The 21292-nt window shown below is 39.3% G+C and carries 33 protein-coding genes; all 33 read right to left on the reverse strand.

The features are described 5' to 3' along the window. Nucleotides 1–10: 10 nt before the first annotated feature. Nucleotides 11–616, reverse strand: coding sequence for a 30S ribosomal protein S4 (gene rpsD / locus Q4534_RS12990; RefSeq protein WP_303613605.1), 606 nt, complete (start codon nucleotides 614–616; stop codon nucleotides 11–13). A 17-nt stretch (nucleotides 617–633) separates the two neighbouring features. After that, the gene (gene rpsK / locus Q4534_RS12995; RefSeq protein ID WP_014020645.1) at nucleotides 634–1032 is read right to left on the reverse strand and encodes a 30S ribosomal protein S11; all 399 of its coding nucleotides are present in this window, start codon (nucleotides 1030–1032) and stop codon (nucleotides 634–636) included. 15 nt (nucleotides 1033–1047) lie between these two features. Continuing rightward, on the reverse strand, nucleotides 1048–1425 hold the full coding sequence (gene rpsM, locus Q4534_RS13000; RefSeq protein WP_014020644.1) for a 30S ribosomal protein S13: 378 nt from the start codon (nucleotides 1423–1425) through the stop codon (nucleotides 1048–1050). 5 nt (nucleotides 1426–1430) lie between these two features. Beyond that, nucleotides 1431–1547: a type B 50S ribosomal protein L36 gene (ykgO, locus tag Q4534_RS13005; RefSeq protein WP_009053196.1), complete on the reverse strand. Its 117-nt coding sequence runs from the start codon at nucleotides 1545–1547 to the stop codon at nucleotides 1431–1433. Nucleotides 1548–1596: 49 nt separating this feature from the next. Next, nucleotides 1597–1815: a translation initiation factor IF-1 gene (gene infA / locus Q4534_RS13010; protein WP_014020643.1), complete on the reverse strand. Its 219-nt coding sequence runs from the start codon at nucleotides 1813–1815 to the stop codon at nucleotides 1597–1599. Nucleotides 1816–1817: 2 nt separating this feature from the next. Continuing rightward, nucleotides 1818–2591, reverse strand: coding sequence for a type I methionyl aminopeptidase (gene map / locus Q4534_RS13015; RefSeq protein WP_303613606.1), 774 nt, complete (start codon nucleotides 2589–2591; stop codon nucleotides 1818–1820). A 2-nt stretch (nucleotides 2592–2593) separates the two neighbouring features. Further along, nucleotides 2594–3910 carry a preprotein translocase subunit SecY gene (gene secY / locus Q4534_RS13020; RefSeq protein WP_303613607.1) on the reverse strand — a complete coding sequence of 439 codons (1317 nt, stop codon included), beginning with the start codon at nucleotides 3908–3910 and terminating at the stop codon, nucleotides 2594–2596. Between the two features lie 3 nt (nucleotides 3911–3913). Further along, nucleotides 3914–4360 carry a 50S ribosomal protein L15 gene (rplO, locus tag Q4534_RS13025; RefSeq protein WP_303613608.1) on the reverse strand — a complete coding sequence of 149 codons (447 nt, stop codon included), beginning with the start codon at nucleotides 4358–4360 and terminating at the stop codon, nucleotides 3914–3916. 55 nt (nucleotides 4361–4415) lie between these two features. After that, nucleotides 4416–4595 (reverse strand): 50S ribosomal protein L30, encoded by a 180-nt coding sequence (gene rpmD / locus Q4534_RS13030; protein WP_014020639.1) that lies wholly within the window; start codon nucleotides 4593–4595, stop codon nucleotides 4416–4418. A 4-nt stretch (nucleotides 4596–4599) separates the two neighbouring features. Next, complete coding sequence (rpsE, locus tag Q4534_RS13035; protein ID WP_014020638.1) at nucleotides 4600–5118, reverse strand: 30S ribosomal protein S5; 519 nt, start codon at nucleotides 5116–5118, stop codon at nucleotides 4600–4602. Between the two features lie 5 nt (nucleotides 5119–5123). After that, nucleotides 5124–5474: a 50S ribosomal protein L18 gene (gene rplR, locus Q4534_RS13040; protein ID WP_014020637.1), complete on the reverse strand. Its 351-nt coding sequence runs from the start codon at nucleotides 5472–5474 to the stop codon at nucleotides 5124–5126. Nucleotides 5475–5481: 7 nt separating this feature from the next. Next, complete coding sequence (gene rplF, locus Q4534_RS13045) at nucleotides 5482–6039, reverse strand: 50S ribosomal protein L6 (RefSeq protein WP_303613609.1); 558 nt, start codon at nucleotides 6037–6039, stop codon at nucleotides 5482–5484. 9 nt (nucleotides 6040–6048) lie between these two features. Further along, nucleotides 6049–6444 (reverse strand): 30S ribosomal protein S8, encoded by a 396-nt coding sequence (rpsH, locus tag Q4534_RS13050; RefSeq protein ID WP_303613610.1) that lies wholly within the window; start codon nucleotides 6442–6444, stop codon nucleotides 6049–6051. Nucleotides 6445–6527: 83 nt separating this feature from the next. Then, complete coding sequence (rpsN, locus tag Q4534_RS13055) at nucleotides 6528–6797, reverse strand: 30S ribosomal protein S14 (RefSeq protein ID WP_303613611.1); 270 nt, start codon at nucleotides 6795–6797, stop codon at nucleotides 6528–6530. Nucleotides 6798–6799: 2 nt separating this feature from the next. Further along, nucleotides 6800–7360, reverse strand: a complete 561-nt coding sequence (gene rplE, locus Q4534_RS13060; protein WP_303613612.1) for a 50S ribosomal protein L5 — start codon at nucleotides 7358–7360, stop codon at nucleotides 6800–6802. After that, complete coding sequence (gene rplX, locus Q4534_RS13065; RefSeq protein WP_014020632.1) at nucleotides 7353–7697, reverse strand: 50S ribosomal protein L24; 345 nt, start codon at nucleotides 7695–7697, stop codon at nucleotides 7353–7355. Before rplX ends, rplE begins: the two co-directional genes overlap by 8 nt. 2 nt (nucleotides 7698–7699) lie before the next feature. Next, nucleotides 7700–8068, reverse strand: a complete 369-nt coding sequence (rplN, locus tag Q4534_RS13070) for a 50S ribosomal protein L14 (RefSeq protein WP_014020631.1) — start codon at nucleotides 8066–8068, stop codon at nucleotides 7700–7702. A gap of 3 nt (nucleotides 8069–8071) precedes the next feature. Continuing rightward, entirely contained in the window at nucleotides 8072–8335 is a 264-nt protein-coding gene (rpsQ, locus tag Q4534_RS13075) for a 30S ribosomal protein S17 (protein WP_303613613.1), read from the reverse strand. 8 nt (nucleotides 8336–8343) lie between these two features. Next, complete coding sequence (rpmC, locus tag Q4534_RS13080; RefSeq protein ID WP_303613614.1) at nucleotides 8344–8538, reverse strand: 50S ribosomal protein L29; 195 nt, start codon at nucleotides 8536–8538, stop codon at nucleotides 8344–8346. 4 nt (nucleotides 8539–8542) lie between these two features. Next, nucleotides 8543–8965 (reverse strand): 50S ribosomal protein L16, encoded by a 423-nt coding sequence (rplP, locus tag Q4534_RS13085; RefSeq protein WP_014020628.1) that lies wholly within the window; start codon nucleotides 8963–8965, stop codon nucleotides 8543–8545. Between the two features lie 20 nt (nucleotides 8966–8985). Beyond that, a complete protein-coding gene (gene rpsC / locus Q4534_RS13090) occupies nucleotides 8986–9723 on the reverse strand; it encodes a 30S ribosomal protein S3 (protein WP_014020627.1) in 738 nt (245 codons plus the stop codon). A 3-nt stretch (nucleotides 9724–9726) separates the two neighbouring features. Then, nucleotides 9727–10116, reverse strand: a complete 390-nt coding sequence (rplV, locus tag Q4534_RS13095; RefSeq protein WP_014020626.1) for a 50S ribosomal protein L22 — start codon at nucleotides 10114–10116, stop codon at nucleotides 9727–9729. A 2-nt stretch (nucleotides 10117–10118) separates the two neighbouring features. Further along, nucleotides 10119–10397: a 30S ribosomal protein S19 gene (gene rpsS / locus Q4534_RS13100; protein WP_014020625.1), complete on the reverse strand. Its 279-nt coding sequence runs from the start codon at nucleotides 10395–10397 to the stop codon at nucleotides 10119–10121. 2 nt (nucleotides 10398–10399) lie between these two features. Beyond that, on the reverse strand, nucleotides 10400–11224 hold the full coding sequence (rplB, locus tag Q4534_RS13105; RefSeq protein WP_014020624.1) for a 50S ribosomal protein L2: 825 nt from the start codon (nucleotides 11222–11224) through the stop codon (nucleotides 10400–10402). 13 nt (nucleotides 11225–11237) lie between these two features. Continuing rightward, nucleotides 11238–11525 (reverse strand): 50S ribosomal protein L23, encoded by a 288-nt coding sequence (gene rplW, locus Q4534_RS13110; protein ID WP_014020623.1) that lies wholly within the window; start codon nucleotides 11523–11525, stop codon nucleotides 11238–11240. A gap of 4 nt (nucleotides 11526–11529) precedes the next feature. Continuing rightward, entirely contained in the window at nucleotides 11530–12159 is a 630-nt protein-coding gene (gene rplD, locus Q4534_RS13115) for a 50S ribosomal protein L4 (RefSeq protein ID WP_303613615.1), read from the reverse strand. Nucleotides 12160–12163: 4 nt separating this feature from the next. Continuing rightward, nucleotides 12164–12796, reverse strand: a complete 633-nt coding sequence (gene rplC / locus Q4534_RS13120) for a 50S ribosomal protein L3 (RefSeq protein ID WP_041934668.1) — start codon at nucleotides 12794–12796, stop codon at nucleotides 12164–12166. Between the two features lie 246 nt (nucleotides 12797–13042). Further along, the gene (rpsJ, locus tag Q4534_RS13125) at nucleotides 13043–13348 is read right to left on the reverse strand and encodes a 30S ribosomal protein S10 (protein WP_014020620.1); all 306 of its coding nucleotides are present in this window, start codon (nucleotides 13346–13348) and stop codon (nucleotides 13043–13045) included. 11 nt (nucleotides 13349–13359) lie between these two features. Beyond that, a complete protein-coding gene (gene fusA / locus Q4534_RS13130) occupies nucleotides 13360–15507 on the reverse strand; it encodes an elongation factor G (RefSeq protein WP_014020619.1) in 2148 nt (715 codons plus the stop codon). Between the two features lie 6 nt (nucleotides 15508–15513). Continuing rightward, a complete protein-coding gene (gene rpsG, locus Q4534_RS13135) occupies nucleotides 15514–15981 on the reverse strand; it encodes a 30S ribosomal protein S7 (RefSeq protein WP_014020618.1) in 468 nt (155 codons plus the stop codon). Between the two features lie 22 nt (nucleotides 15982–16003). Beyond that, on the reverse strand, nucleotides 16004–16387 hold the full coding sequence (rpsL, locus tag Q4534_RS13140) for a 30S ribosomal protein S12 (protein WP_014020617.1): 384 nt from the start codon (nucleotides 16385–16387) through the stop codon (nucleotides 16004–16006). 150 nt (nucleotides 16388–16537) lie between these two features. Continuing rightward, entirely contained in the window at nucleotides 16538–16867 is a 330-nt protein-coding gene (locus Q4534_RS13145) for a DUF3467 domain-containing protein (protein ID WP_303613616.1), read from the reverse strand. A 70-nt stretch (nucleotides 16868–16937) separates the two neighbouring features. After that, complete coding sequence (gene rpoC, locus Q4534_RS13150; protein ID WP_303613617.1) at nucleotides 16938–21248, reverse strand: DNA-directed RNA polymerase subunit beta'; 4311 nt, start codon at nucleotides 21246–21248, stop codon at nucleotides 16938–16940. Nucleotides 21249–21292 lie beyond the last annotated feature (44 nt).

Consider the following 21292-nt stretch of genomic DNA (forward strand, 5'->3'; position numbering starts at 1 on the left):
ATGTAAATGATTACTTAGAGTACAATTCAACGATAAGTTGTTCTTTGATGTTCTCAGGAATATCTTCTCTTAAGGGAACACTTACAAACTTACCACTTAGGGATGCATTATCCCATTCCAACCAACTGAATCTGGTTGTTCCTTTGCCTCTTAAACTTTCTGTTATTGCTTCCAAAGATTTAGATTTCTCTCTAACTGCAACAACATCACCTGGCTTCAGTTGGAATGAAGGAATATTTACAACAGTACCATTTACAAGAATATGCTTGTGTGATACCAACTGACGTGCTCCTCTTCTGGTAGGAGCAATTCCAAGTCTATAAACCGAGTTATCCAAACGACCTTCCAACAATTGCAATAAGTTTTCACCGGTAACTCCCTTTTTCCTGGAAGCGGTATCAAACATTTTAGCAAATTGTCTTTCCAATACACCGTAGATGTATTTGGCCTTTTGTTTCTCCATCAATTGAATGGCGAATTCAGACTGTTTCTTACGTCTTCCTCTGCCATGCATTCCCGGAGGATAATTTTTCTTTTGAAGCACTTTGCTTTGCCCTTCAATGGGCTCGCCAAATTTTCTGGCAATTTTTGCTTTTGGACCTCTATATCTAGCCATGCTATATTTTCTTTAAATTAAACTCTTCTGCGTTTTGGAGGACGACAACCGTTATGAGGTAGTGGGGTAACATCAGTGATGGTAGTTACATCCAATCCTACATTTTGTAGGGTTCTGATCGCAGATTCTCTACCTGCTCCAGGACCTTTAACAAATACTTCGATCTTTCTCAGACCGAGGTCATACGCAACCTGCCCACAGTTTTGAGCAGCCATTTGAGCAGCATAAGGAGTGTTCTTTTTAGAACCCCTGAATCCCATCTTACCAGCAGAAGCCCAAGAAATCACTTGTCCTGAGTTGTTGGTGATGGAAATAATGATATTGTTGAAAGAAGCTTTGATATGGGCCTGTCCCACAGCTTCAACTTTAACAACCCGCTTCTTAGCCTTTGTCTTTTCGTTTCTTTTCTGAGCCATAATCTATGTCAGGATTTATTTAGTCGCTTTCTTCTTGTTGGCAACAGTTTTTCTCTTACCTTTTCTGGTTCTGGCGTTGTTTTTGGTTTTTTGACCACGAACGGGAAGCCCCTTTCTATGTCGCAAACCTCTGTAACAACCAATATCCATCAACCTCTTGATACTCAACTGTACTTCAGATTTAAGTACACCTTCAGTCTTGAATTCTTCAGAAATGATGTTCCTGATAGCAGTAGATTCATCATCTGTCCACTCTCCGGCTTTCTTGTCTAAAGAAATACCTGCTTTATCTAGTATGGCTTTAGCCGTACTTCTGCCGATACCAAAAATATAGGTAAGGCCTATTACACCACGTTTATTGTCCGGTATATCGACACCTGCAATTCTAGCCATAGTATTTAACCTTGTCTTTGTTTAAACTTCGGATTTTTTTTGTTGATGACATAAAGCTTTCCTTTTCTTCGGATCACTTTGCAGTCAGCACTTCTTTTCTTAATAGATGCTTTAACTTTCATATCAATACTAATTTTCCTATTTGATACTCATTAATCGCTCCCTACTACCTTACTTGTATCGATAGACAATTCTACCTTTGGTAAGATCATAAGGGGACATTTCTAACTTAACCTTATCCCCGGGTAAAATTTTGATGTAATTCATCCGCATCTTTCCGGAAATATGTGCAATCAATTGGTGACCATTCTCAAGTTCCACCTTAAACATTGCATTAGACAATGCTTCAACGATGGTACCGTCCTGTTCAATAGATGCTTGTTTAGCCATAATTAAAATTTATAATTCTCTTCTATAAAACGATGTGTTGTCAAGATTTCAGTTCTATCCTCTAGTATCGCAACGGTGTGTTCATAATGCGCAGAAGGCTTTCTATCAGCAGTCCTGATGGTCCAGCCATCTCTTTCTTGAACCACATTACGAGTACCCAGGTTAACCATTGGCTCTATTGCTATAACCATCCCTCCTTTAAGCTTGGCCCCACTCCCTCTTTTCCCCCAATTGGGAACTTCAGGAGATTCGTGCAGCTGCTTACCAACTCCATGACCTACTAATTCTCTAACAACAGTATATCCTTTTGCTTCTACAAATTTTTGTATTGCATTACCGATATCACCAACACGGTTACCAAAAACCGCTTTTTCTATCCCTAAATAAAGGGATTCCTTTGTAGCTTTTAAAAGTGCAATCGTTTTGGGAGAAACTTCACCAACAGGGTAAGTATAAGCGGAATCGCTATGAAAACCTTGGTGAAAGACTCCACAATCTATTGAGATTATATCGCCATCTTTCAATTGATATTGACTTGGAAATCCGTGAACAACAACTTCGTTCACAGAAATACAAAGTGAAGCCGGGAAACCATTGTATCCTTTAAAGGAAGGAATGGCCTTATTGTCCCGGATATATTCTTCAGCAATTTTATCTAAAAAAGAGGTCTTTACCCCTTCTTTCACATGTTTGGCTACTTCACCGTGCGCTTTTCCTAAAATCAGCGCACTTTCTTTTATTATTTCAATTTCTTCTTCAGACTTAAACTGTATCATATTTAAGCCACTGCATAACTTGAAGGATCATTTTTCATGTTTCCACTTTTCATCATGCCTTCGTAATGTCTCATCAACAAGTAACTTTCTATCTGTCGAAGTGTATCCAAGATAACTCCTACCATAATCAACAATGAGGTACCTCCATAAAATTGAGCAAACTCACTACTAACTCCTGCTATGATGGCGAAAGCCGGCATAATGGCTACAAGGGCTAGCAATATAGATCCTGGTAAAGTAATCCTAGAAATTATATTGTCAATGAAATCGGCTGTTGGTCCACCAGGTTTGATTCCGGGAACAAAGCCGCCGTTTCTTTTCATATCTTCTGCAATTTGTTCCGGGTTAACGGTAATGGCAGTATAGAAAAACGTGAAAAGAACAATCATTACAGCAAAGACAAGATTGTATTGCCAAGAGGTGAAATCACTAAAGGTAGTACCAATGTAAGATGCAATATCACTGTCTTCAGCCCATATTTGAGCAATCAAAGCAGGCAAGAACATCAATGATTGGGCGAAAATAATTGGCATTACACCAGAAGCATTTACCTTAATAGGTATGTACTGACGTTGTCCACCATAAACTTTACCCCCAACTACTTGCTTGGCATATTGCACTGGAATTCTTCTTACTGCTTCCGTAAGCGCTACAACACCTACAACAACAAAGAATAGAATGACAGCTTCAAGAAGCAATAATAAAATACCTCCGCCACCTTTAGATAAACTCTCAGAAATAATAGCTCCAGGCAGCGCAGAAATAATACCAATCATGATCAACATGGAAATCCCATTACCAATTCCTTTTTCAGTAATCTTCTCACCTATCCACATACAGAACATGGTTCCGGCAGTCAATAAGACAAGGGCAGATGTCATGAAAAGGGTCTTGTTAATAACAATGGCTTCGTCAGGAATCGTAGCAGTAATATAGCCAACGCCTTGAGCCAAGGTTATTAAAATGGTTAGCACTCTGGTGATTTGATTGATTCGCTTCCTACCGGATTCACCTTCTTTTTGTAATTTTTGAAAATAAGGTACGCCAACAGTCAACAATTGCAAAACAATTGAAGCAGATATATAGGGCATGATACCCAAGCCAAAAATGGACGCCCTACTGAAAGAACCACCTAAAAAGGTATCAATCAATCCGAATATACCAGAGGCAGCCTCTCCAAGGCGACTTGGATCAACACCTGGTAAGACGACAAAGGATCCAATTCTAAAAACAATTAGCAAACCAATTGTATTTAAGATTCTGATTCTTAAATCCTCAATCGAAAAGATGTTCTTTACTGTTGTAATAAACTTTTTCATGTATTAAATCTTATTTACAGATCCTCCAACTTTTTCAATCGCCGCTATGGCACTAGCAGAGAAACTGTGGGCACTTACATTTAATTTCGAAGTAAGTTCGCCTCTTCCTAGGACTTTTACAAGATCTTTTTTGGAAACTAAGCCATTTTCATGTAAAACATCAAAATCTATACTATCAATATTAAGCTTAGCAGCTAATTCTTCGATAGTATCAAGATTTACGGCTTGATAGGCAACCCTATTGTGATTGGTAAATCCAAATTTTGGCACCCTACGTTGAAGAGGCATTTGACCACCTTCAAAACCTAGTTTGGTTTTGTAACCAGATCTGGATTTCGCACCTTTATGACCTTTAGTGGACGTACCTCCTCTTCCAGATCCTTGACCTCTACCGATCCTTTTTCTGGTTTTTGTGGAGCCTTCCGCTGGTTTTAATGTATGTAATTTCATTTTACTTAGATTTTCGATTGGTTTAAAAATTGAACAACTTCAAAGCCGGTCAATTTTAAACTTCTTGTACCTTAACTAGATGGCTAATTTTTTGGATCATACCTTGTAACTGTGGAGTATTTTCTTTCTCTACAGTTTTGTTGATCTTGCCTAATCCCAAAGCAGTAATGGTAGCTTTTTGAGATTTTGGTCTATTGATTGTACTCCGTATTTGAGTGATTTGTAGTTTTGCCATTTTCCTAACCGTTAAAAACTTTAGAAATTTTTACCCTTCTCTGTTGAGAAACAGCAATAGCATCTCTCAATTTCATAAGCGCTTCAATTGTCGCTTTTACCACATTGTGTGGGTTGGAAGAACCTTTAGATTTGGCAAGAATGTCTGTATATCCAGCACTTTCCAATACGGCACGCATAGAACCACCGGCCAATACTCCAGTACCAGGGGCAGCAGGTTTAATCAAAACCAATCCGCCACCATACTTACCCAACTGTTCGTGTGGGATAGTACCTTTAAGCAATGGAACTTTAATCAAATTCTTCTTAGCATCTTCTATACCTTTGGTTATGGCATCTGTTACCTCATTGGCTTTACCTAAGCCATAACCAACGACTCCATTACCATCACCAACAACAACGATTGCAGAAAAGGAGAATCTACGTCCACCTTTCACAACCTTTGCTACACGATTGATGGCAACAACTTTTTCGGTTAATTCTGTATCTGTAGCCCTGATGGGTCTTTTACTTACTTGGGACATAATGATTAAAATTTAAGGCCTCCTTCTCTGGCACCTTCTGCCAAAGCTTTTACATTTCCATGATAAAGATATCCACTTCTGTCAAAAACAACTTCGTTCAACCCATTGGAAACAGCTTTCTCAGCTAATTTTTTACCAACTTCTTTAGAAACAGATACATTTACATTCTTTTTAGCACCCAATTCTTTGGATGAAGCTGCTGCAAGAGTTTGACCTTTCAAATCGTCAATCAATTGTGCGTATATTCCTGTGTTACTTTTGAACACAGAAAGTCTTGGCCTGGCATCAGTACCTGAAATTTTTCTTCGGATACCTCTCTTAATTCTCAGTCTTCTAGTTTTTTTCTTGAAAGCCATCTTCTAATTATTTTTTAGCGGCAGTTTTACCAGCTTTACGTCTAATAATTTCTCCTACAAACCTTACACCTTTACCTTTGAAAGGTTCAACTTTACGTAGTGATCTTATTTTAGCAGCTACCTGACCAATTAATTCTTTGTCGATACTCTCTAAAGTAACCAAAGGGTTTTTACCTTTAGGGGTTTCTGTTTTGACAGCAACTTCTTCAGGGACCATCAAAAAGATGTTATGTGAATATCCCAGAGAAAGCTCAAGAACTTGACCTTGATTTGTGGCTTTATAACCCACACCTACCAGTTCCAATTCTTTTTTGTAACCTTCGCTTACACCTATCACCATATTGTTTAGCAATGAACGATAAAGTCCATGCAATGATTTATGGCGTTTAGAGTCCGTTGGTCTTTTAATGACCAAGTTACCTTCTTCATTTCCTACTGCAAAATCAGGATGAACATCCTGAGTCAGCGTACCTTTGGGACCTTTAACAGTTACCTGATTATGATCAGCAACGTCTACAGTCACACCCGCAGGTAGATTTATCGGTTTTTTACCTATTCTAGACATATCAATTTATTAATAAACGTAACAAAGCACTTCGCCACCAATTCCTTCAACTCGGGCTTCTTTGTCAGTCATCACTCCTTTTGAGGTAGAAAGAATTGCAATTCCCAAACCATTGATTACTCTAGGAAGAGATTCTTTATCTACATATTTTCTTAAACCTGGCTTACTTACTCTTGTAAGGTTTACAATGGAATTAACTTTTGTTTGAGGATTGTACTTCAGGGCTATTTTGATAGTTCCCTGTGGTCCATCTTCAACAAATTTATAATTCTGAATGTACCCTTTGTCATGAAGAACTTTAGTAAGTTCTTTTTTCATGTTAGAAGCAGGTATTTCTACTATCCGGTGAGTTGCCTTAATGGCATTCCTCAACCTGGTTAGATAATCAGCTATTGGATCAGTCATATTTGTATTAGTCTAACTACAAAACCCTAACGGGCCTGCAAAGTTACACAATGAAATTAAGAATAAAAACTATTATATAATTTTTACCAGCTAGACTTGGTTACACCCGGAATTTTACCAGCAGAAGCCATTTCTCTAAAAGTAACCCGATTGATTCCAAATTTTCTCATATATCCTTTCGGACGGCCGGTAAGTTTGCAACGATTGTGAAGTCTTACTGGTGAAGCATTTTTTGGAAGTTTATCCAATGCTTCGTAGTCACCTGCTGCTTTAAGTTCCGCGCGCTTTTGGGCATACTTGGCCACCATGCGTTCTCTTTTTCTTTCGCGGGCTTTTATCGATTCTCTTGCCATGATTATGCTTCTTTATTGTTATTTACGAATGGCATTCCCAGAGACTTCAACAATGCATGTGCCTCTTCATCAGTTTTTGCGGTAGTCACCAAAGTGATGTCCATACCAGAAATCCTGTTGACTTTCTCAATACTGATTTCAGGGAAAATAATTTGTTCTGTTACGCCCAAAGTATAATTTCCTCTTCCATCAAAACCTTTGTCAGAAATGCCTTTAAAGTCCCTAACCCTTGGAAGTGCGATACTTACCAAACGATCAAGGAATTCATACATTTTATATCCTCTAAGTGTCACTTTTGCACCGATAGGCATTCCATCTCTCAACTTAAAGTTAGAGATAGAATTTTTTGCTTTGGTTGCAACAGCTCTCTGACCGGTAATCAAAGTAAGTTCTTCAACACCTTGATCTACGAGTTTTTTGTCTGCTACAGCTGCACCAATACCTTTGTTCAATACAATTTTGGTCAACTTAGGAACTTCCATCACACTCTGAAATTGAAATTTATCTTTCAATTCAGACTTGATTTCGCTATCGAATTTTTCTTTTAATCTAGGTTTAGCCATTGATCACCTCCCCGGTTTTCTTAGAGTACCTTACTAATTTTCCGTCCTCATCCTTTTTTCTACCTATTCTAGTAGCTTCTCCACTTTTAGGATCTACTAACTTAAGGTTACTGATATGGATGGGCGCCTCTTTCTTTTCTATACCGCCTTGAGGAGAGTTTGTGGTTGGTTTGATATGTTTGGTTACCATATTCAAACCTTCTACGATTGCTCTTCTTTTGGCTCGGTCAACAGAAAGGATCTTACCTTTGTTGCCTTTATCATCTCCTGCGATTACCAATACGGTATCTCCGGTTTTGATATGCAATTTGGGTTGTTTATTAAATTTTCTTTCCATGATTACAATACTTCAGGGGCTAACGATACAATTTTCATAAACTGCTTTTCCCTAAGTTCCCTGGCAACTGGGCCGAAAATACGGGTTCCTCTAGGTTCGTCATTGTTATTTAAAAGCACAGCCGCATTGTCTTCAAATCGAATATACGAACCATCTTTTCTGCGGACTTCTTTTTTAGTCCTTACAATTACCGCTTTAGAAACGGTACCTTTTTTCATATTACTGGATGATAGGGCTGATTTCACAGTGACTACAACCTTATCTCCAATAGAGGCATACCTTCTTTTGGTACCTCCCAAAACACGGATTACAAGTACTTCTTTCGCACCTGAATTATCCGCTACACTTAATCTGGATTCTTGCTGTATCATGATTTATAATGCCCTTTCTATTATTTCAACCAATCTCCAACGTTTGCTCTTACTCAGCGGACGAGTCTCACTGATTTTCACCAAGTCTCCTTGCTTACAATCATTGTTTTCGTCATGAGCCATGAATTTGGTAGTTTTACCAACAAATTTACCGTAAATAGGGTGTTTTACTCTACGCTCTACCGCTACGGTTATGGACTTATCCATTTTGTTGCTAACTACCTTTCCTATTCTTTCTTTACGAAGGTTTCTATCTGTAGTAGCCATTTTGTTTCTTATTTAGCTAGTTGTTTGGCTCGTAAAAATGTATTCAACCTAGCAACCAAACGCCTTGATTCTCTTATTCTATTTGGATTCTCTATAGGGGATATGGCATGAGCAAAACGTAATTTTGTCAAGTTCTCCCTCTCCGCTTCAATGCGGGATTTTATTTCGCTCTCATTTAGAGCGTTGATTTCAGAATTTTTCATCAGCTTATGATCCAACGTAATCTCTACGTACGATAAATTTTGTACTTACAGGAAGCTTTTGTTGTGCTAATCTAAGGGCTTCCTGTGCAACTTCCACAGAAACACCAGTAGCTTCAAAAAGGATTGTTCCCGGCTTGATAACTGCTACCCAGTACTCAGGAGCTCCTTTACCTTTACCCATCCTTACCTCTGCAGGCTTTTTAGTGATCGGTTTATCTGGAAATATTCGGATCCAAACTTGTCCTTCCCTTTTCATTGCTCTTGTCATTGCAATACGGGCAGCTTCTATTTGTCTCGAAGTGATCCATCCAGGCTCAAGGGATTTGATGCCAAAATTACCAAAGGCCAAAGTATGACCTCTTTGGGCAATTCCTTTGATCCTCCCTTTATGCATTTTTCTAAATTTCGTTCTTCTTGGCTGTAACATGATTGCTCAGTTAAGGATTTTTAGTTGTTTCTTTTTCTTCTCTTAGGCCCACCTTCTCTTCTTCTTCTGTTGCCAGAAGGAGCATTTCCTTTGGAATCATTGCTTAGCCCGGCGTTTGGAGACAAGTCTCTTTTACCGTATACTTCACCTTTGAAAATCCAAACTTTGATACCTATTTTACCATAGACAGTTTGTGCTTCAGAAAGCGCATAATCCACATCTGCACGAATAGTGTGCAAAGGAATTCTACCTTCTTTGTACATTTCAGATCTGGCCATTTCAGCACCACCTAATCTTCCGGAAAGTTTTACTTTGATTCCTTCAGCTCCTACTCTCATGGTAGCAGCAATGGATTGCTTCATCGCTCTCCTAAAAGAAATCCTGGCTTCCAATTGCTGGGCAATCGACTCACCTACTAACTTAGCATCTAATTCAGGACGTTTGATTTCAAATATGTTGATTTGAATATCTTTATCTGTAATTTTCTTAAGTTCTTCCTTAAGCTTGTCTACCTCAGATCCTCCTTTACCAATTACTACACCTGGACGGGCAGTTTGTATGGTTAGGGTAATCCTCTTTAGAGTCCTTTCAATAATTACCTTGGAAATACCTCCTTTGGGTATTCTGGCAAAGACGTACTTTCTGATATTCTGGTCTTCATAAAGCTTATCAGCGAAATCGCGTCCTCCATACCAATTAGAGTCCCACCCCTTAATGATACCAAGCCTTAAACCAATTGGGTTAACTTTTTGTCCCATATTTTAGTTTACTTTTTCATTTGATTCAACAATATCAGCGGTAACATCTCCTTCTACGGAGTCTACTACTAGCGTTACATGATTTGATCTTTTACGGATTCTATGAGCTCTACCCTGAGGTGCAGGTCTAAGCCTTTTTAACATCCTACCTCCATCTACAGAGATGGTCTTTATATACAAATCGGCATCTTCAAGCTTTTCATCAGGGTTTTTCGCTTGCCAGTTGGCAATAGCGGATAACAATAATTTTTCAAGCCTGATAGATCCGTGATTAGGCGTAAATTTCAAGATGCTTAATGCCTGACCAACTTTTTTTCCCCTTACTAGATCCGCAACCAGACGCATCTTTCTGGGAGAGGTAGGAACATTGTTTAATTTTGCTATAGCTTCCATGATTATCTCTTTCCTTTATCTTTTTTGGCAATGTGTCCACGGAAATTCCTAGTAGGTGCAAATTCACCTAGTTTATGTCCAACCATATTGTCAGTCACAAATACAGGGATAAACTTGTTTCCATTATGCACTGCAAAGGTTAGTCCTACAAAATCCGGAGAAATCATTGACCTCCTGGACCAGGTCTTGATCACAGATTTCTTCCCAGATTCGTTCATGACATCCACTTTTTTTAACAAATGGTGCTCTATATATGGGCCTTTTTTTAACGAACGTGCCATGTTTACTTAGTTCTTCTGCTAATGATAAATTTATTGGAGTACTTTTTAGGCGAACGAGTCTTCTTGCCTTTAGACAATAAGCCTGTTCTAGATCGTGGGTGACCACCTGAAGAACGGCCTTCACCACCACCCATTGGGTGATCGACAGGGTTCATCGCCACACCTCTAGTGCGAGGTCTTCTTCCTAGCCATCTCTTACGACCGGCTTTTCCTAGTACTACGTTCATATGGTCACCATTGGAAACAGTACCAATTGTAGCTTTACATGAACCCAAAACCACTCTCATTTCGCCAGAAGGCAATTTTAGGGTAACGTATTTTCCTTCCCTAGCCAAAAGTTGGGCATATCCGCCGGCACTTCTAGCCATGGCTCCACCTTTACCAGGTTTAAGCTCAATGTTATGAATGATAGTACCTAAAGGAATATCTTTCAAATACAATGTATTGCCTACTTCAGGACTTGCACCTTCTCCAGTGATTACTGTCTGCCCAACTTCAAGCCCCTCAGGAGCAATCATATAGGCTTTAGAACCATCCTTGTAAAACAACAAAGCTATCCTTGCCGTTCTGTTTGGATCGTATTCTATTGTCTTCACTACTGCAGGAATGCCTTCTTTATTTCTTTTGAAATCGACAATCCTAAGTCTTTTTTTATGTCCACCTCCCAAATATCTGGAGGTCATTTTACCACTATGATTCCTGCCACCGCTTTTCTTCAAAGGTGCCAAAAGGCTTTTCTCCGGCTTAGATGTGGTGATTTCATCAAATGAAGGCGCCACTCTAAAACGGGTACCAGGAGTTACAGGTTTTAATTTTTTAACTGCCATTGCTCTGATTCAATTAAATTTCTCCGTAAAAATCAATGATTTCTCCTTCTGCTACCTGTACCATTGCCTTTTTGAAAGTGTTGGTATAACCAGAAACAATCTTTGCTTTGGTGTACCTCGTCTTTTTCTTTGCAGCATAGCGCATGGTGCGTACTTCAACCACCTTGACACCGTACATTTTCTCTACAGCATCTTTTATTTGAGGCTTTTTTGCAGTTTTTTCAACCACAAAACCATATACCCCACGTTCGTTCATGGCTGAGATCTTTTCTGTAATTAAAGGTCTTTTTAATATATCCATGATTTTACTTCGATAAAAGGGTTTCTAACTTACTTACTGCACCTTCGCAAAGAACTAAACTATCAGCATCAAGAAGTTCGTAAGTGTTCAACTCACTGAATATCCTTACTTTAGCTTTTTGTACATTCCTCGAAGACAAATAAACATTTGGATTATTTTCACCAACTACTAACAAAGTCTTTTTATCAGATAAAGATAACTTAGCCAATAGATTGATATAATCTTTGGTCTTAGGTGCATCAAAAACCAAATCTTCTAAAATTACCAAGCCGTTTTCTTTGGCTTTGTAAGTCAAGGCAGATTTTCTGGCAACCTGCTTCAATTTTTTATTTAACTTAAAAGAATAGTCTCTTGGCTTTGGCCCAAAAACTCTTCCTCCTCCTCTGAAAATTGGAGATTTGATAGACCCTGCTCGAGCACTACCCGTACCTTTTTGCTTTTTAATCTTTTTGGTAGAACCTGCAATTTCAGCTCTTTCCTTAGATTTATGCGTTCCTTGTCTTCTATTGGCCAAATACTGTTTAACATCCAAGTATATGGCATGATCATTCGGCTCTACAGCGAAAATATCTTCAGAGAGCGTGATCTTCCTTCCGGTATCTTCACCGGTTTGTTTTAATATTGCTAATTCCATCTTATTACTTCTCTAGAATCACAAAAGAATTTTTGGCTCCCGGTATAGAACCACTAACTAATAGCAAGTTCTTTTCAGGATATATTTTAAGTACTTTTAAGTTAAGTACTTTGACCCTGTTACCACCGGTTCTTCCTGCCATTCTCATGCCTTTAAAAACCCTTGAGGGCCAAGAGCAAGCACCGATAGAACCTGGATGACGTTGTCTGTTATGCTGACCGTGAGTAGCCCCACCAACACCAGCAAAACCATGACGCTTAACAACACCCTGGAAACCTTTTCCTTTAGATGTTCCTATGGCATCAATAAAATCGCCCTCAACAAAGATCTTGTCAGATACCACAGTTTTACCCATGTCAACCTGACCTTCGAATTCCACTCTGAAATCCCTAAACTCAACAACTTTCTGCTTTGGAGTCGTACCGGCCTTTTTAAAATGGCCGATTAATGGCTTGGGCGTATTTTTTTCCTTACGCTCACCATAAGACAACTGTACAGCGTTGTACCCGTCTGTTTCTACATTTTTTACTTGCGTAACTACGCAAGGACCAGCTTCTATTAACGTGCATGCGACATTTCGTCCATCGGCACTAAAAATACTAGTCATTCCGATTTTCTTACCTATTATTCCAGACATCTTTGGATATATGATATACAATGATTCACAAGTGTATACACACCTGTCCCCTTTAAAGGATTGCAAAGTTAGCAATTTAATTTCAGGTATCAAACTGCAACATGAATATTTTCAAACAATTAGCTTAGTAAAGCGCTTTGAACAGTTGAAAATTTCAAGTCCTGAAAAAAACAAAACAAAAAATTTGCTCAAAAAAAAACCTATACCGTTTCCGGTATAGGTTTTTACTCGTTTGAATTAGGAAGATCACACCTTGATTTCAACATCAACTCCACTAGGAAGTTCAATTTTCATCAATGCATCTACTGTTTTAGAACTATTAGAGTAGATATCAACCAATCTCTTATAAGTACACAACTGAAATTGCTCTCTCGCCTTTTTATTAACGTGTGGAGATTTCAAAACAGTAAATTTCTCTTTCTTCGTTGGAAGTGGAATTGGACCCACAACCACTGCACCTGTAGATTTTACAGCTTTCACGATTTTCTCTGATGACTTGTCCACCAGGCTATGATCGTATGACTTTAATTTTATTCTGATTTTTTGATTCATGTTCGATTATTTTAAGCCTTCTCCCCTTTTACTTTAGCAATAATAGCCTCGGCAATATTGTTAGGAACAGGGTCATAATGTGAGAAAGTAAGTGAGGCAGATGCCCTACCGGATGAAATGGTTCTCAAATCTGTTACATAGCCAAACAATTCTGACAATGGAACGGATGACTTGATCACAGAAGAAACACCCTTAGTATCCATTCCTTTCATCAAACCTCTTCTACGGTTTAAGTCACCTGTAACAGGTCCTGTATACTCTTCAGGAGTAACTACTTCTACAGCCATGATCGGCTCCAATAATTGAGGCTTACATTTTTTGGCTGCTTCTTTGAAACCTAATCTTGCTGCCATTTCAAATGACACTGCATCTGAATCCACATCATGGAAAGAACCATGAAACAACCTTACTTTCATCGCTTCAACAGGATATCCTGCCAATGGTCCATTTTTCATAGACTCCGCAAAGCCCTTCTGAATAGAAGGAATAAATTCTCTAGGAATTACCCCCCCAACGATACCATTCACAAAATCCAATCCAGGCTTGATCTCTCCGGTTTCTTCATCTGCTTCTTTTGGTCCGAGTTCAAACACAATGTCTGCAAATTTACCTTTACCACCCGTCTGCTTCTTGTACACTTCTTTGTGTTCAACACTTGCAAAAAGAGCTTCTTTGTAAGCCACCTGAGGAGCACCTTGGTTGATCTCAACTTTAAACTCACGCTTAAGTCTGTCAATGATAATTTCAAGGTGAAGTTCTCCCATACCTCTCAGAATAACCTGACCTGTTTCATGGTCAGTATTTACATGTAGAGTAGGATCTTCCTCAACAAGCTTGGCTATCGCCATACCTAATTTATCAACATCTGCTTGTGTTTTAGGCTCAATTGCATAACCAATAACAGGCTCAGGGAAAGTCATTTCCTCTAGAATAACTTTGCTCTTCTCATCGCAAAGTGTATCTCCTGTTTTAATATCTTTAAAACCAACACCGGCACAAATGTCTCCAGCTTCAACCTTATCAATAGGGTTTTGCTTGTTAGAGTGCATTTGTAGCAATCTTGATATTCTTTCTTTTTTACCTGTTCTTGAGTTGTAAACGTAAGAACCTGAATCCAATTTACCTGAATATACTCGCATAAAAGCCAAACGACCCACAAATGGATCAGTAGCAATTTTAAATGCTAAAGCAGCAAAAGGTTCATCACTGTCCGGGTGTCTTAAAACAGCCTCTTCAGTATCAGGATTTGTTCCTTTTACAGGAGGTAAATCCAATGGTGAAGGCAAATAAGCCATCACAGCGTCCAATAGGGCCTGAACTCCTTTATTTTTAAAGGCAGAACCACAAAGAACAGGAGAGAAATCCATATTGATAACGGCCTTTCTAATGGCCTCCATCATTTCTTCTTTGGTGATGGAATCTTCATCCTCAAAGAATTTCTCCATCAATTCATCATCATAAGAAGCTACCTGCTCGATCAGACTTTGTCTGTATTCAGAAACAGTCTCTTTAAGATCTTCAGGAATATCAATGACCTTGTAAGTCATTCCTTGATCTTCTTCATTCCATACGATGGCCTGATTGGTAATAAGATCAACTACACCCTTGAACGAATCTTCAGCTCCAATAGGAATTTGAAGAGGAACAGGTTTAGCACCCAATTTATCTTTAATTTCAATTACGGCATTAAAAAAATCAGCTCCCGCACGATCCATTTTGTTTACAAAGCAGATTCTTGGAACGTGGTATTTGTCAGCTTGTCTCCAAACTGTTTCGGACTGAGGTTCTACACCTGACACTGCACAGAACAAAGCTACAGCACCATCCAAAACACGAAGGGATCTTTCTACCTCTACGGTAAAATCCACGTGACCGGGAGTATCGATCAAATTGACCTGATAGTCCTTGGTGTTAGGTAAAGCCTGGCCCTGAAGGGTTGGATATTTCCACGTAGTGGTAGTGGCAGCAGAAGTAATGGTAATACCCCTTTCCTGCTCTTGCTCCATCCAGTCCATAGTAGCGGCTCCATCGTGTACTTCACCAATTTTGTGAGACAAACCAGTATAATACAAAATACGCTCGGAAGTAGTTGTTTTTCCGGCGTCAATGTGAGCCATTATACCTATATTTCTTAAATATTTTAAGTCTTTCTTAGCCATTGCCTATTAAAATCTAAAATGCGAGAATGCTTTATTGGCTTCCGCCATTCTATGCGTATCGTCTTTTTTCTTTACAGCTGCTCCTTCTCCCTTAGAAGCCGAGATGATCTCTCCAGCCAATCGATCCATCATGGTTTTTTCACCTCTTTTTCTAGCAAAAGTGATCATCCACTTTATACCTAAGGAAATTTTCCGATCAGGCCTTACTTCCAAAGGTACCTGGAAAGTTGCACCCCCAACCCTACGACTCTTTACCTCTACAGCAGGAGTAATATTGTTAAGCGCTTTTTTCCAAACCTCAAGACCATTCTCACCTACCTTCTCTTCTACTTTGCCTATGGCATCGTAAAAAATTCTGTAAGCAATACTTTTCTTACCATCCACCATTAGACAATTGACAAACCTGGTGACCAAAGTGTCATTGAATTTGGGGTCAGGAAGAATATACCTCTTTTTTGGTTTCGCTTTTCTCATTTTATTCTGTTATTAAATTATGTTATTTTTTAGCGGCCTTTGGTCGCTTAGCCCCATATTTAGAGCGGCCCTGCTTACGGTCTTTTACACCTGCAGTATCCAATGCTCCTCGAATAATGTGGTATCGAACGCCAGGTAAATCTTTCACCCTTCCACCACGGATCAACACAATCGAGTGCTCTTGAAGGTTGTGACCTTCTCCTGGGATGTAAGCGTTGACTTCTTTACCATTGGTCAATCTAACCCTAGCCACTTTTCTCATGGCAGAATTAGGCTTCTTTGGTGTAGTAGTGTACACACGGGTACACACACCTCTCCTTTGAGGACATGCATCCAAAGCCCTTGACTTGGATGTGCTCTCAAGAGTGGTTCTACCTTTTCTAACTAACTGTTGTATAGTAGGCATTAATAGATAAATTAATTAATCTGCTTTAAACTTATAAAATTTGGATTGCAAAGGTAACCAAATCAATAAAACAAACAAAATTAAGGAGTTATAATTTCTATGACTCAAATCAACTATCTCCTAGATTTATTGATTTATGAAAACTTTTTCTTATGCTTCTCCCAAAGTTCCTCCAAAGTTCATCGGAAATTGAGGGGCGTCTTTGCCTCCTTCAATTTTTCCAAATGCTTTTTCATACTTTTCAATATTGTCTTTTAGCGCTTGCAAAAGACGTAAAGCATGGTCAGGAGTCATAATAATCCTTGATTTCACCTTTGCCTTAGGTATTCCAGGCATCAAACGAATAAAATCCACGACAAACTCAGAGTTTGAATGGGCAATCATCGCCAAATTGGAATAAATACCTTCAGCTATCTCATCAGTAAGCTCTATATTGATTTGCTGCTTTTGCTGTTGCTCTGTTTTTTTATCATCTTCCATATCGAATGTCAAATAAGATAAAAAAAGGTCTGCTCCACAAAGCAGACCTTTTGTATTTAGGAATTATTTTTTACTTAATTGCCTCGCGAACTTTCTTGCTACCCGCCTCTTTCTCTGCAGTCAACACCTCATATTCCTCCTTCGATCCTACAATCAAATTATTGAATTTTCGTTGTCCTGTTCCTGCCGGAATTAGGTGACCAACAATTACATTCTCTTTAAGTCCAAGCAACTCATCTCGCTTACCTCTGATAGCAGCCTCACTAAGTACTTTAGTGGTCTCCTGGAATGAGGCAGCAGAAATAAAGCTTTCTGTTCCCAAAGATGATGCAGTAATACCTTGCAAGGTTGGTCGGGAAACTGCTGTTTGTGCATCCCTAACTTGTACCAATTTAAGGTCCTTTCTCTTCAGACTTGAATTCTCATCTCGCAATCTTCTTGCATTGATAATCATTCCCGGCTTTAAAGTATTGGAATCTCCAATTTCAACCACAACCTTCTTGTCAAGAATCATGTCGTTTTCCTCACGGAAAGCCCATTTGTCTACAATCTGATTTTGAAGGAATCCTGTATCACCGGCATCCAGTATTTCTACTTTTTGCATCATTTGGCTTACAATCACTTCAATGTGCTTGTCATTGATCTTCACACCTTGTAAACGATATACCTCTTGGATCTCATTTACCAAATATTCCTGCACCGCAGTTGGTCCTTTGATTGACAATATATCATTTGGAGTGATGGCTCCATCTGAAAGTGGCTCACCTGCTCTGATAAAGTCATTCTCTTGAACCAAGATATGCTTAGAAAGGGATACCATGTATCTTTTCTTAACTCCATCTTTGGACTCAATAAAGATTTCACGGTTACCTCTTTTGATACCTCCGTATTGTACAACACCATCAATCTCAGACACTACAGCCGGATTGGATGGGTTTCTAGCTTCAAAAAGCTCGGTAACTCTAGGTAGACCACCGGTAATATCTCTTGTTTTACCAACAGATCTAGGAATCTTCACAAGAATTTGTCCTGCTTTCACATCTTCGCCTTTTTCTACTGAAAGGTGAGCTCCCACCGGAATGTTATAAGACTTGGACTCATCACCATGCTCTACAACTACAGCAGGGTTTTTCGTTTTGTCCTTCGTATCGATAATTACTTTTTCTCTATAGCCTGTTTGATCATCAGCTACCTCTTTATAAGTAATGCCTTCAAGGATCGCCTCAAAATCTACCTTACCGTCAAACTCAGAAAGAATCACAGCATTGTATGGATCCCAAGTACATAATGAATCTCCTTTAGCAATCTTCTGACCATCTTTAACATTCAGGATGGCTCCATAAGGAACGTGATTTGAAACCAAAGTTTTTCCGGATTTCACATCATTGATCTTGATTTCTCCGGATCTACCCATTACAATGGATACATCATCTCCATCTTTGTTGGTAGTTTTGATCCATCGTAGCTCTTCTTCGAACTCTACAATACCATCAAACTTAGAATTGATGTTGGCTTCTACTGAAATATTGGAAGCCGTACCACCAACGTGGAAGGTTCTTAGGGTCAACTGGGTACCCGGCTCACCGATAGACTGAGCGGCAATCACACCAACTGATTCACCTACTTGAACAATATTTCCTGTGGTAAGGTTACGGCCATAACATTTACAGCATACCCCTCTTCTGGTCTCACAAGTCAATACAGAGCGTATTTCTACTTCCTCTACTGCAGACTCATCAACTTTCTTGGCTATATCATCTGTAATTTCTTCACCTGACTCAATGATCATCTCATCTGTCAAAGGATCAATTACATCGTGAACGGCTATCCTACCAACAATACGCTCAGATAATGGCTCAACAATCTCATCGTTGTCTTTCAAGGCTTGTACTACAAGTCCCCTCAAAGTACCACAATCTTCTTCAGATACGATCATATCCTGAGCTACATCTACCAGCCTCCTTGTTAGGTAACCGGCATCTGCAGTTTTAAGAGCTGTATCAGCAAGACCTTTACGAGCACCGTGGGTAGAGATAAAGTATTCCAATACATCCAATCCTTCCTTAAAGTTAGAAAGAATCGGGTTTTCAATAATCTCACCAACTGAGCCTTGAAGGTTTTTCTGCGGTTTGGCCATTAGCCCACGCATCCCACCAAGCTGCCTGATTTGCTCTCTGGAACCACGAGCTCCTGAGTGCATCATCATGTAAATGGCGTTGAAACCTTGGTTATCCTCTTCCATCTGACGCATTAGAATATTTGTCAGATTAGAGTTCGTTCTTGTCCAAATATCAATTACCTGATTGTATCGCTCATTATCAGTGATCAATCCCATCAAGTAGTTGTTCCAAACCTGATCTACCTCTGTAGTAGCTTTAGATATCAATGGATCTTTTTCATCAGGAATAATCACATCATCAAGTCCCATTGAAAGTCCTCCTTTGAAGGCCGTCTGGAAACCTAGGTGTTTGATATCATCCAAGAATTGCGCTGAACGAGCAATTCCACAAATTTTAACCACTTCAGCAATGATTTGTTGAAGTTTTTTCTTGGTCAATAATTCATTAACGAAACCTACTTCCTCCGGAACAAATTGGTTGAAAATAAGTCGACCGGCTACCGTTTCGATTAACTCTTCAACAAGCGAACCGTCATCTTTTCTTACCTTAACTTTACATTTAATGTAAGCATGTTTAGAAATGGCTTGCTCATTTAGGGCAATCAAAACTTCCTCAAGACCATAAAAGGTCATGCCTTCTCCTTCTACTTTGTTTTCCTCAGTTGACCTCATTCCTTTGGTCACGTAGTATAGCCCCAATACCATATCCTGAGAAGGTACGGTAATTGGTGCACCATTGGCCGGGTTAAGGATGTTATGCGAGGAAAGCATTAAAGTAGAGGCTTCCAGAATGGCTTCATGCCCCAAAGGCACGTGAACAGCCATTTGATCACCATCAAAATCCGCATTAAAGGCAGTACATACCAGTGGATGCAGTTGAATCGCTTTACCTTCAATCAATTTAGGTTGGAAAGCCTGAATACCTAACCTGTGCAAAGTTGGGGCACGGTTTAGCAATACTGGATGGCCTTTAAGCACATTTTCCAAAATATCCCAAACGACAGGATCCTTCCTGTCTACTATTTTCTTAGCCGATTTTACCGTTTTTACAATACCTCTTTCAATCAGTTTTCTGATAATAAAAGGCTTGAAAAGTTCGGCAGCCATATTTTTCGGCAATCCACATTCATGCAGTTTAAGCTCAGGCCCAACCACAATCACAGAACGTCCGGAATAATCAACCCTTTTTCCTAAAAGGTTTTGACGGAACCTACCTTGTTTACCTTTCAACATATCTGAAAGGGATTTCAAAGCTCTGTTCCCGTCAGACCTTACGGCATTGACTTTCCTTGAATTATCAAACAAGGAGTCTACAGCTTCTTGAAGCATTCTTTTTTCATTCCTAAGAATTACTTCCGGAGCTTTGATATCAATCAGTCGCTTAAGCCTGTTATTTCTAATAATAACCCTTCTGTAAAGGTCATTCAAATCAGATGTAGCAAACCTACCTCCATCAAGTGGTACCAAAGGACGTAGTTCAGGTGGAATAACCGGCACCATGCGCACAATCATCCATTCTGGCCTGTTCTCTATTCTTGTCCTGGCATCTCTAAATGCTTCAACTACCTTCAATCGCTTCAATGCTTCAGCTTTTCTTTGCTGAGAAGTATCTGTAGCGGCTTGGTGTCTTAGGCTGTAAGATAGGTCATCCAAATCTAGTCTTGCCAACAACATCTCTAGGGCTTCAGCCCCCATTTTGGCAATAAATTTATTTGGATCCTCATCATCCATCATTTGGTTTTCCTTAGGAAGCTTGTCCATGATGTCGAGGTATTCATCCTCAGTAAGGAAATCCAAGTATTGTAATCCATCATCGGCTTTAATACCGGCGTTGATTACTACATACCTTTCATAATAAACGATTTGATCCAGTTTTTTTGTAGGCAATCCCAATAGGTAACCAATCTTATTGGGAAGGGACTTGAAGTACCATATGTGGGCAACAGGAACAACCAATTCTATATGGCCCATGCGCTCCCTACGTACCTTCTTTTCGGTAACTTCTACTCCACATCGGTCGCAGATAATTCCTTTATACCTAATGCGCTTGTATTTCCCACAATGACATTCCCAGTCTTTTACGGGCCCGAAAATTCGCTCACAAAACAATCCACCCATTTCAGGCTTATAGGTTCTGTAATTGATCGTTTCAGGTTGTGTAACCTCACCATGCGAACTGTCCAAGATGGACTCAGGTGAAGCCAAACTAATGGTGACTCTGGAAAAGTCGTTGTTTAGTTTTTTATTTTTTCTGAACGCCATAGTTTTTATGTGTAATTGAAGGCCTTTTAAGGCCTAATGGTTTC

This window comes from Cyclobacterium sp. 1_MG-2023, assembly GCF_030546805.1.
Taxonomy (GTDB): domain Bacteria; phylum Bacteroidota; class Bacteroidia; order Cytophagales; family Cyclobacteriaceae; genus Cyclobacterium.

Excerpts from the sequence above, each read along its gene's own strand:
- rpoC (WP_303613617.1), bottom strand. The coding sequence starts at position 21,248 with ATGGCGTTCAGAAAAAATAAAAAACTAAACAACGACTTTTCCAGAGTC.
- rpmC (WP_303613614.1), bottom strand. The coding sequence starts at position 8,538 with ATGAAAAATTCTGAAATCAACGCTCTAAATGAGAGCGAAATAAAATCC.
- rplR (WP_014020637.1), bottom strand. The coding sequence starts at position 5,474 with ATGGCTTTCAAGAAAAAAACTAGAAGACTGAGAATTAAGAGAGGTATC.
- rplC (WP_041934668.1), bottom strand. The coding sequence starts at position 12,796 with ATGTCTGGAATAATAGGTAAGAAAATCGGAATGACTAGTATTTTTAGT.
- rpsE (WP_014020638.1), bottom strand. The coding sequence starts at position 5,118 with ATGTCCCAAGTAAGTAAAAGACCCATCAGGGCTACAGATACAGAATTA.
- map (WP_303613606.1), bottom strand. The coding sequence starts at position 2,591 with ATGATACAGTTTAAGTCTGAAGAAGAAATTGAAATAATAAAAGAAAGT.
- rpsD (WP_303613605.1), bottom strand. The coding sequence starts at position 616 with ATGGCTAGATATAGAGGTCCAAAAGCAAAAATTGCCAGAAAATTTGGC.
- rpsH (WP_303613610.1), bottom strand. The coding sequence starts at position 6,444 with ATGACTGATCCAATAGCTGATTATCTAACCAGGTTGAGGAATGCCATT.
- rplE (WP_303613612.1), bottom strand. The coding sequence starts at position 7,360 with ATGGCTAAACCTAGATTAAAAGAAAAATTCGATAGCGAAATCAAGTCT.
- rpsL (WP_014020617.1), bottom strand. The coding sequence starts at position 16,387 with ATGCCTACTATACAACAGTTAGTTAGAAAAGGTAGAACCACTCTTGAG.
- rpsC (WP_014020627.1), bottom strand. The coding sequence starts at position 9,723 with ATGGGACAAAAAGTTAACCCAATTGGTTTAAGGCTTGGTATCATTAAG.
- secY (WP_303613607.1), bottom strand. The coding sequence starts at position 3,910 with ATGAAAAAGTTTATTACAACAGTAAAGAACATCTTTTCGATTGAGGAT.
- fusA (WP_014020619.1), bottom strand. The coding sequence starts at position 15,507 with ATGGCTAAGAAAGACTTAAAATATTTAAGAAATATAGGTATAATGGCT.
- Q4534_RS13145 (WP_303613616.1), bottom strand. The coding sequence starts at position 16,867 with ATGGAAGATGATAAAAAAACAGAGCAACAGCAAAAGCAGCAAATCAAT.
- rplD (WP_303613615.1), bottom strand. The coding sequence starts at position 12,159 with ATGGAATTAGCAATATTAAAACAAACCGGTGAAGATACCGGAAGGAAG.
- rpsQ (WP_303613613.1), bottom strand. The coding sequence starts at position 8,335 with ATGGCTACTACAGATAGAAACCTTCGTAAAGAAAGAATAGGAAAGGTA.
- rplO (WP_303613608.1), bottom strand. The coding sequence starts at position 4,360 with ATGAAATTACATACATTAAAACCAGCGGAAGGCTCCACAAAAACCAGA.
- rplW (WP_014020623.1), bottom strand. The coding sequence starts at position 11,525 with ATGGATATATTAAAAAGACCTTTAATTACAGAAAAGATCTCAGCCATG.
- rplN (WP_014020631.1), bottom strand. The coding sequence starts at position 8,068 with ATGATACAGCAAGAATCCAGATTAAGTGTAGCGGATAATTCAGGTGCG.
- rpsM (WP_014020644.1), bottom strand. The coding sequence starts at position 1,425 with ATGGCTAGAATTGCAGGTGTCGATATACCGGACAATAAACGTGGTGTA.
- rplB (WP_014020624.1), bottom strand. The coding sequence starts at position 11,224 with ATGGCAGTTAAAAAATTAAAACCTGTAACTCCTGGTACCCGTTTTAGA.
- rplV (WP_014020626.1), bottom strand. The coding sequence starts at position 10,116 with ATGGAAGCTATAGCAAAATTAAACAATGTTCCTACCTCTCCCAGAAAG.
- rplP (WP_014020628.1), bottom strand. The coding sequence starts at position 8,965 with ATGTTACAGCCAAGAAGAACGAAATTTAGAAAAATGCATAAAGGGAGG.
- rpmD (WP_014020639.1), bottom strand. The coding sequence starts at position 4,595 with ATGGCAAAACTACAAATCACTCAAATACGGAGTACAATCAATAGACCA.
- ykgO (WP_009053196.1), bottom strand. The coding sequence starts at position 1,547 with ATGAAAGTTAAAGCATCTATTAAGAAAAGAAGTGCTGACTGCAAAGTG.
- rpsK (WP_014020645.1), bottom strand. The coding sequence starts at position 1,032 with ATGGCTCAGAAAAGAAACGAAAAGACAAAGGCTAAGAAGCGGGTTGTT.
- rpsS (WP_014020625.1), bottom strand. The coding sequence starts at position 10,397 with ATGGCACGTTCGTTAAAAAAAGGCCCATATATAGAGCACCATTTGTTA.
- rplX (WP_014020632.1), bottom strand. The coding sequence starts at position 7,697 with ATGGAAAGAAAATTTAATAAACAACCCAAATTGCATATCAAAACCGGA.
- rpsG (WP_014020618.1), bottom strand. The coding sequence starts at position 15,981 with ATGAGAAAAGCGAAACCAAAAAAGAGGTATATTCTTCCTGACCCCAAA.
- infA (WP_014020643.1), bottom strand. The coding sequence starts at position 1,815 with ATGGCTAAACAAGCATCTATTGAACAGGACGGTACCATCGTTGAAGCA.
- rpsJ (WP_014020620.1), bottom strand. The coding sequence starts at position 13,348 with ATGAATCAAAAAATCAGAATAAAATTAAAGTCATACGATCATAGCCTG.
- rplF (WP_303613609.1), bottom strand. The coding sequence starts at position 6,039 with ATGTCTAGAATAGGTAAAAAACCGATAAATCTACCTGCGGGTGTGACT.
- rpsN (WP_303613611.1), bottom strand. The coding sequence starts at position 6,797 with ATGGCAAGAGAATCGATAAAAGCCCGCGAAAGAAAAAGAGAACGCATG.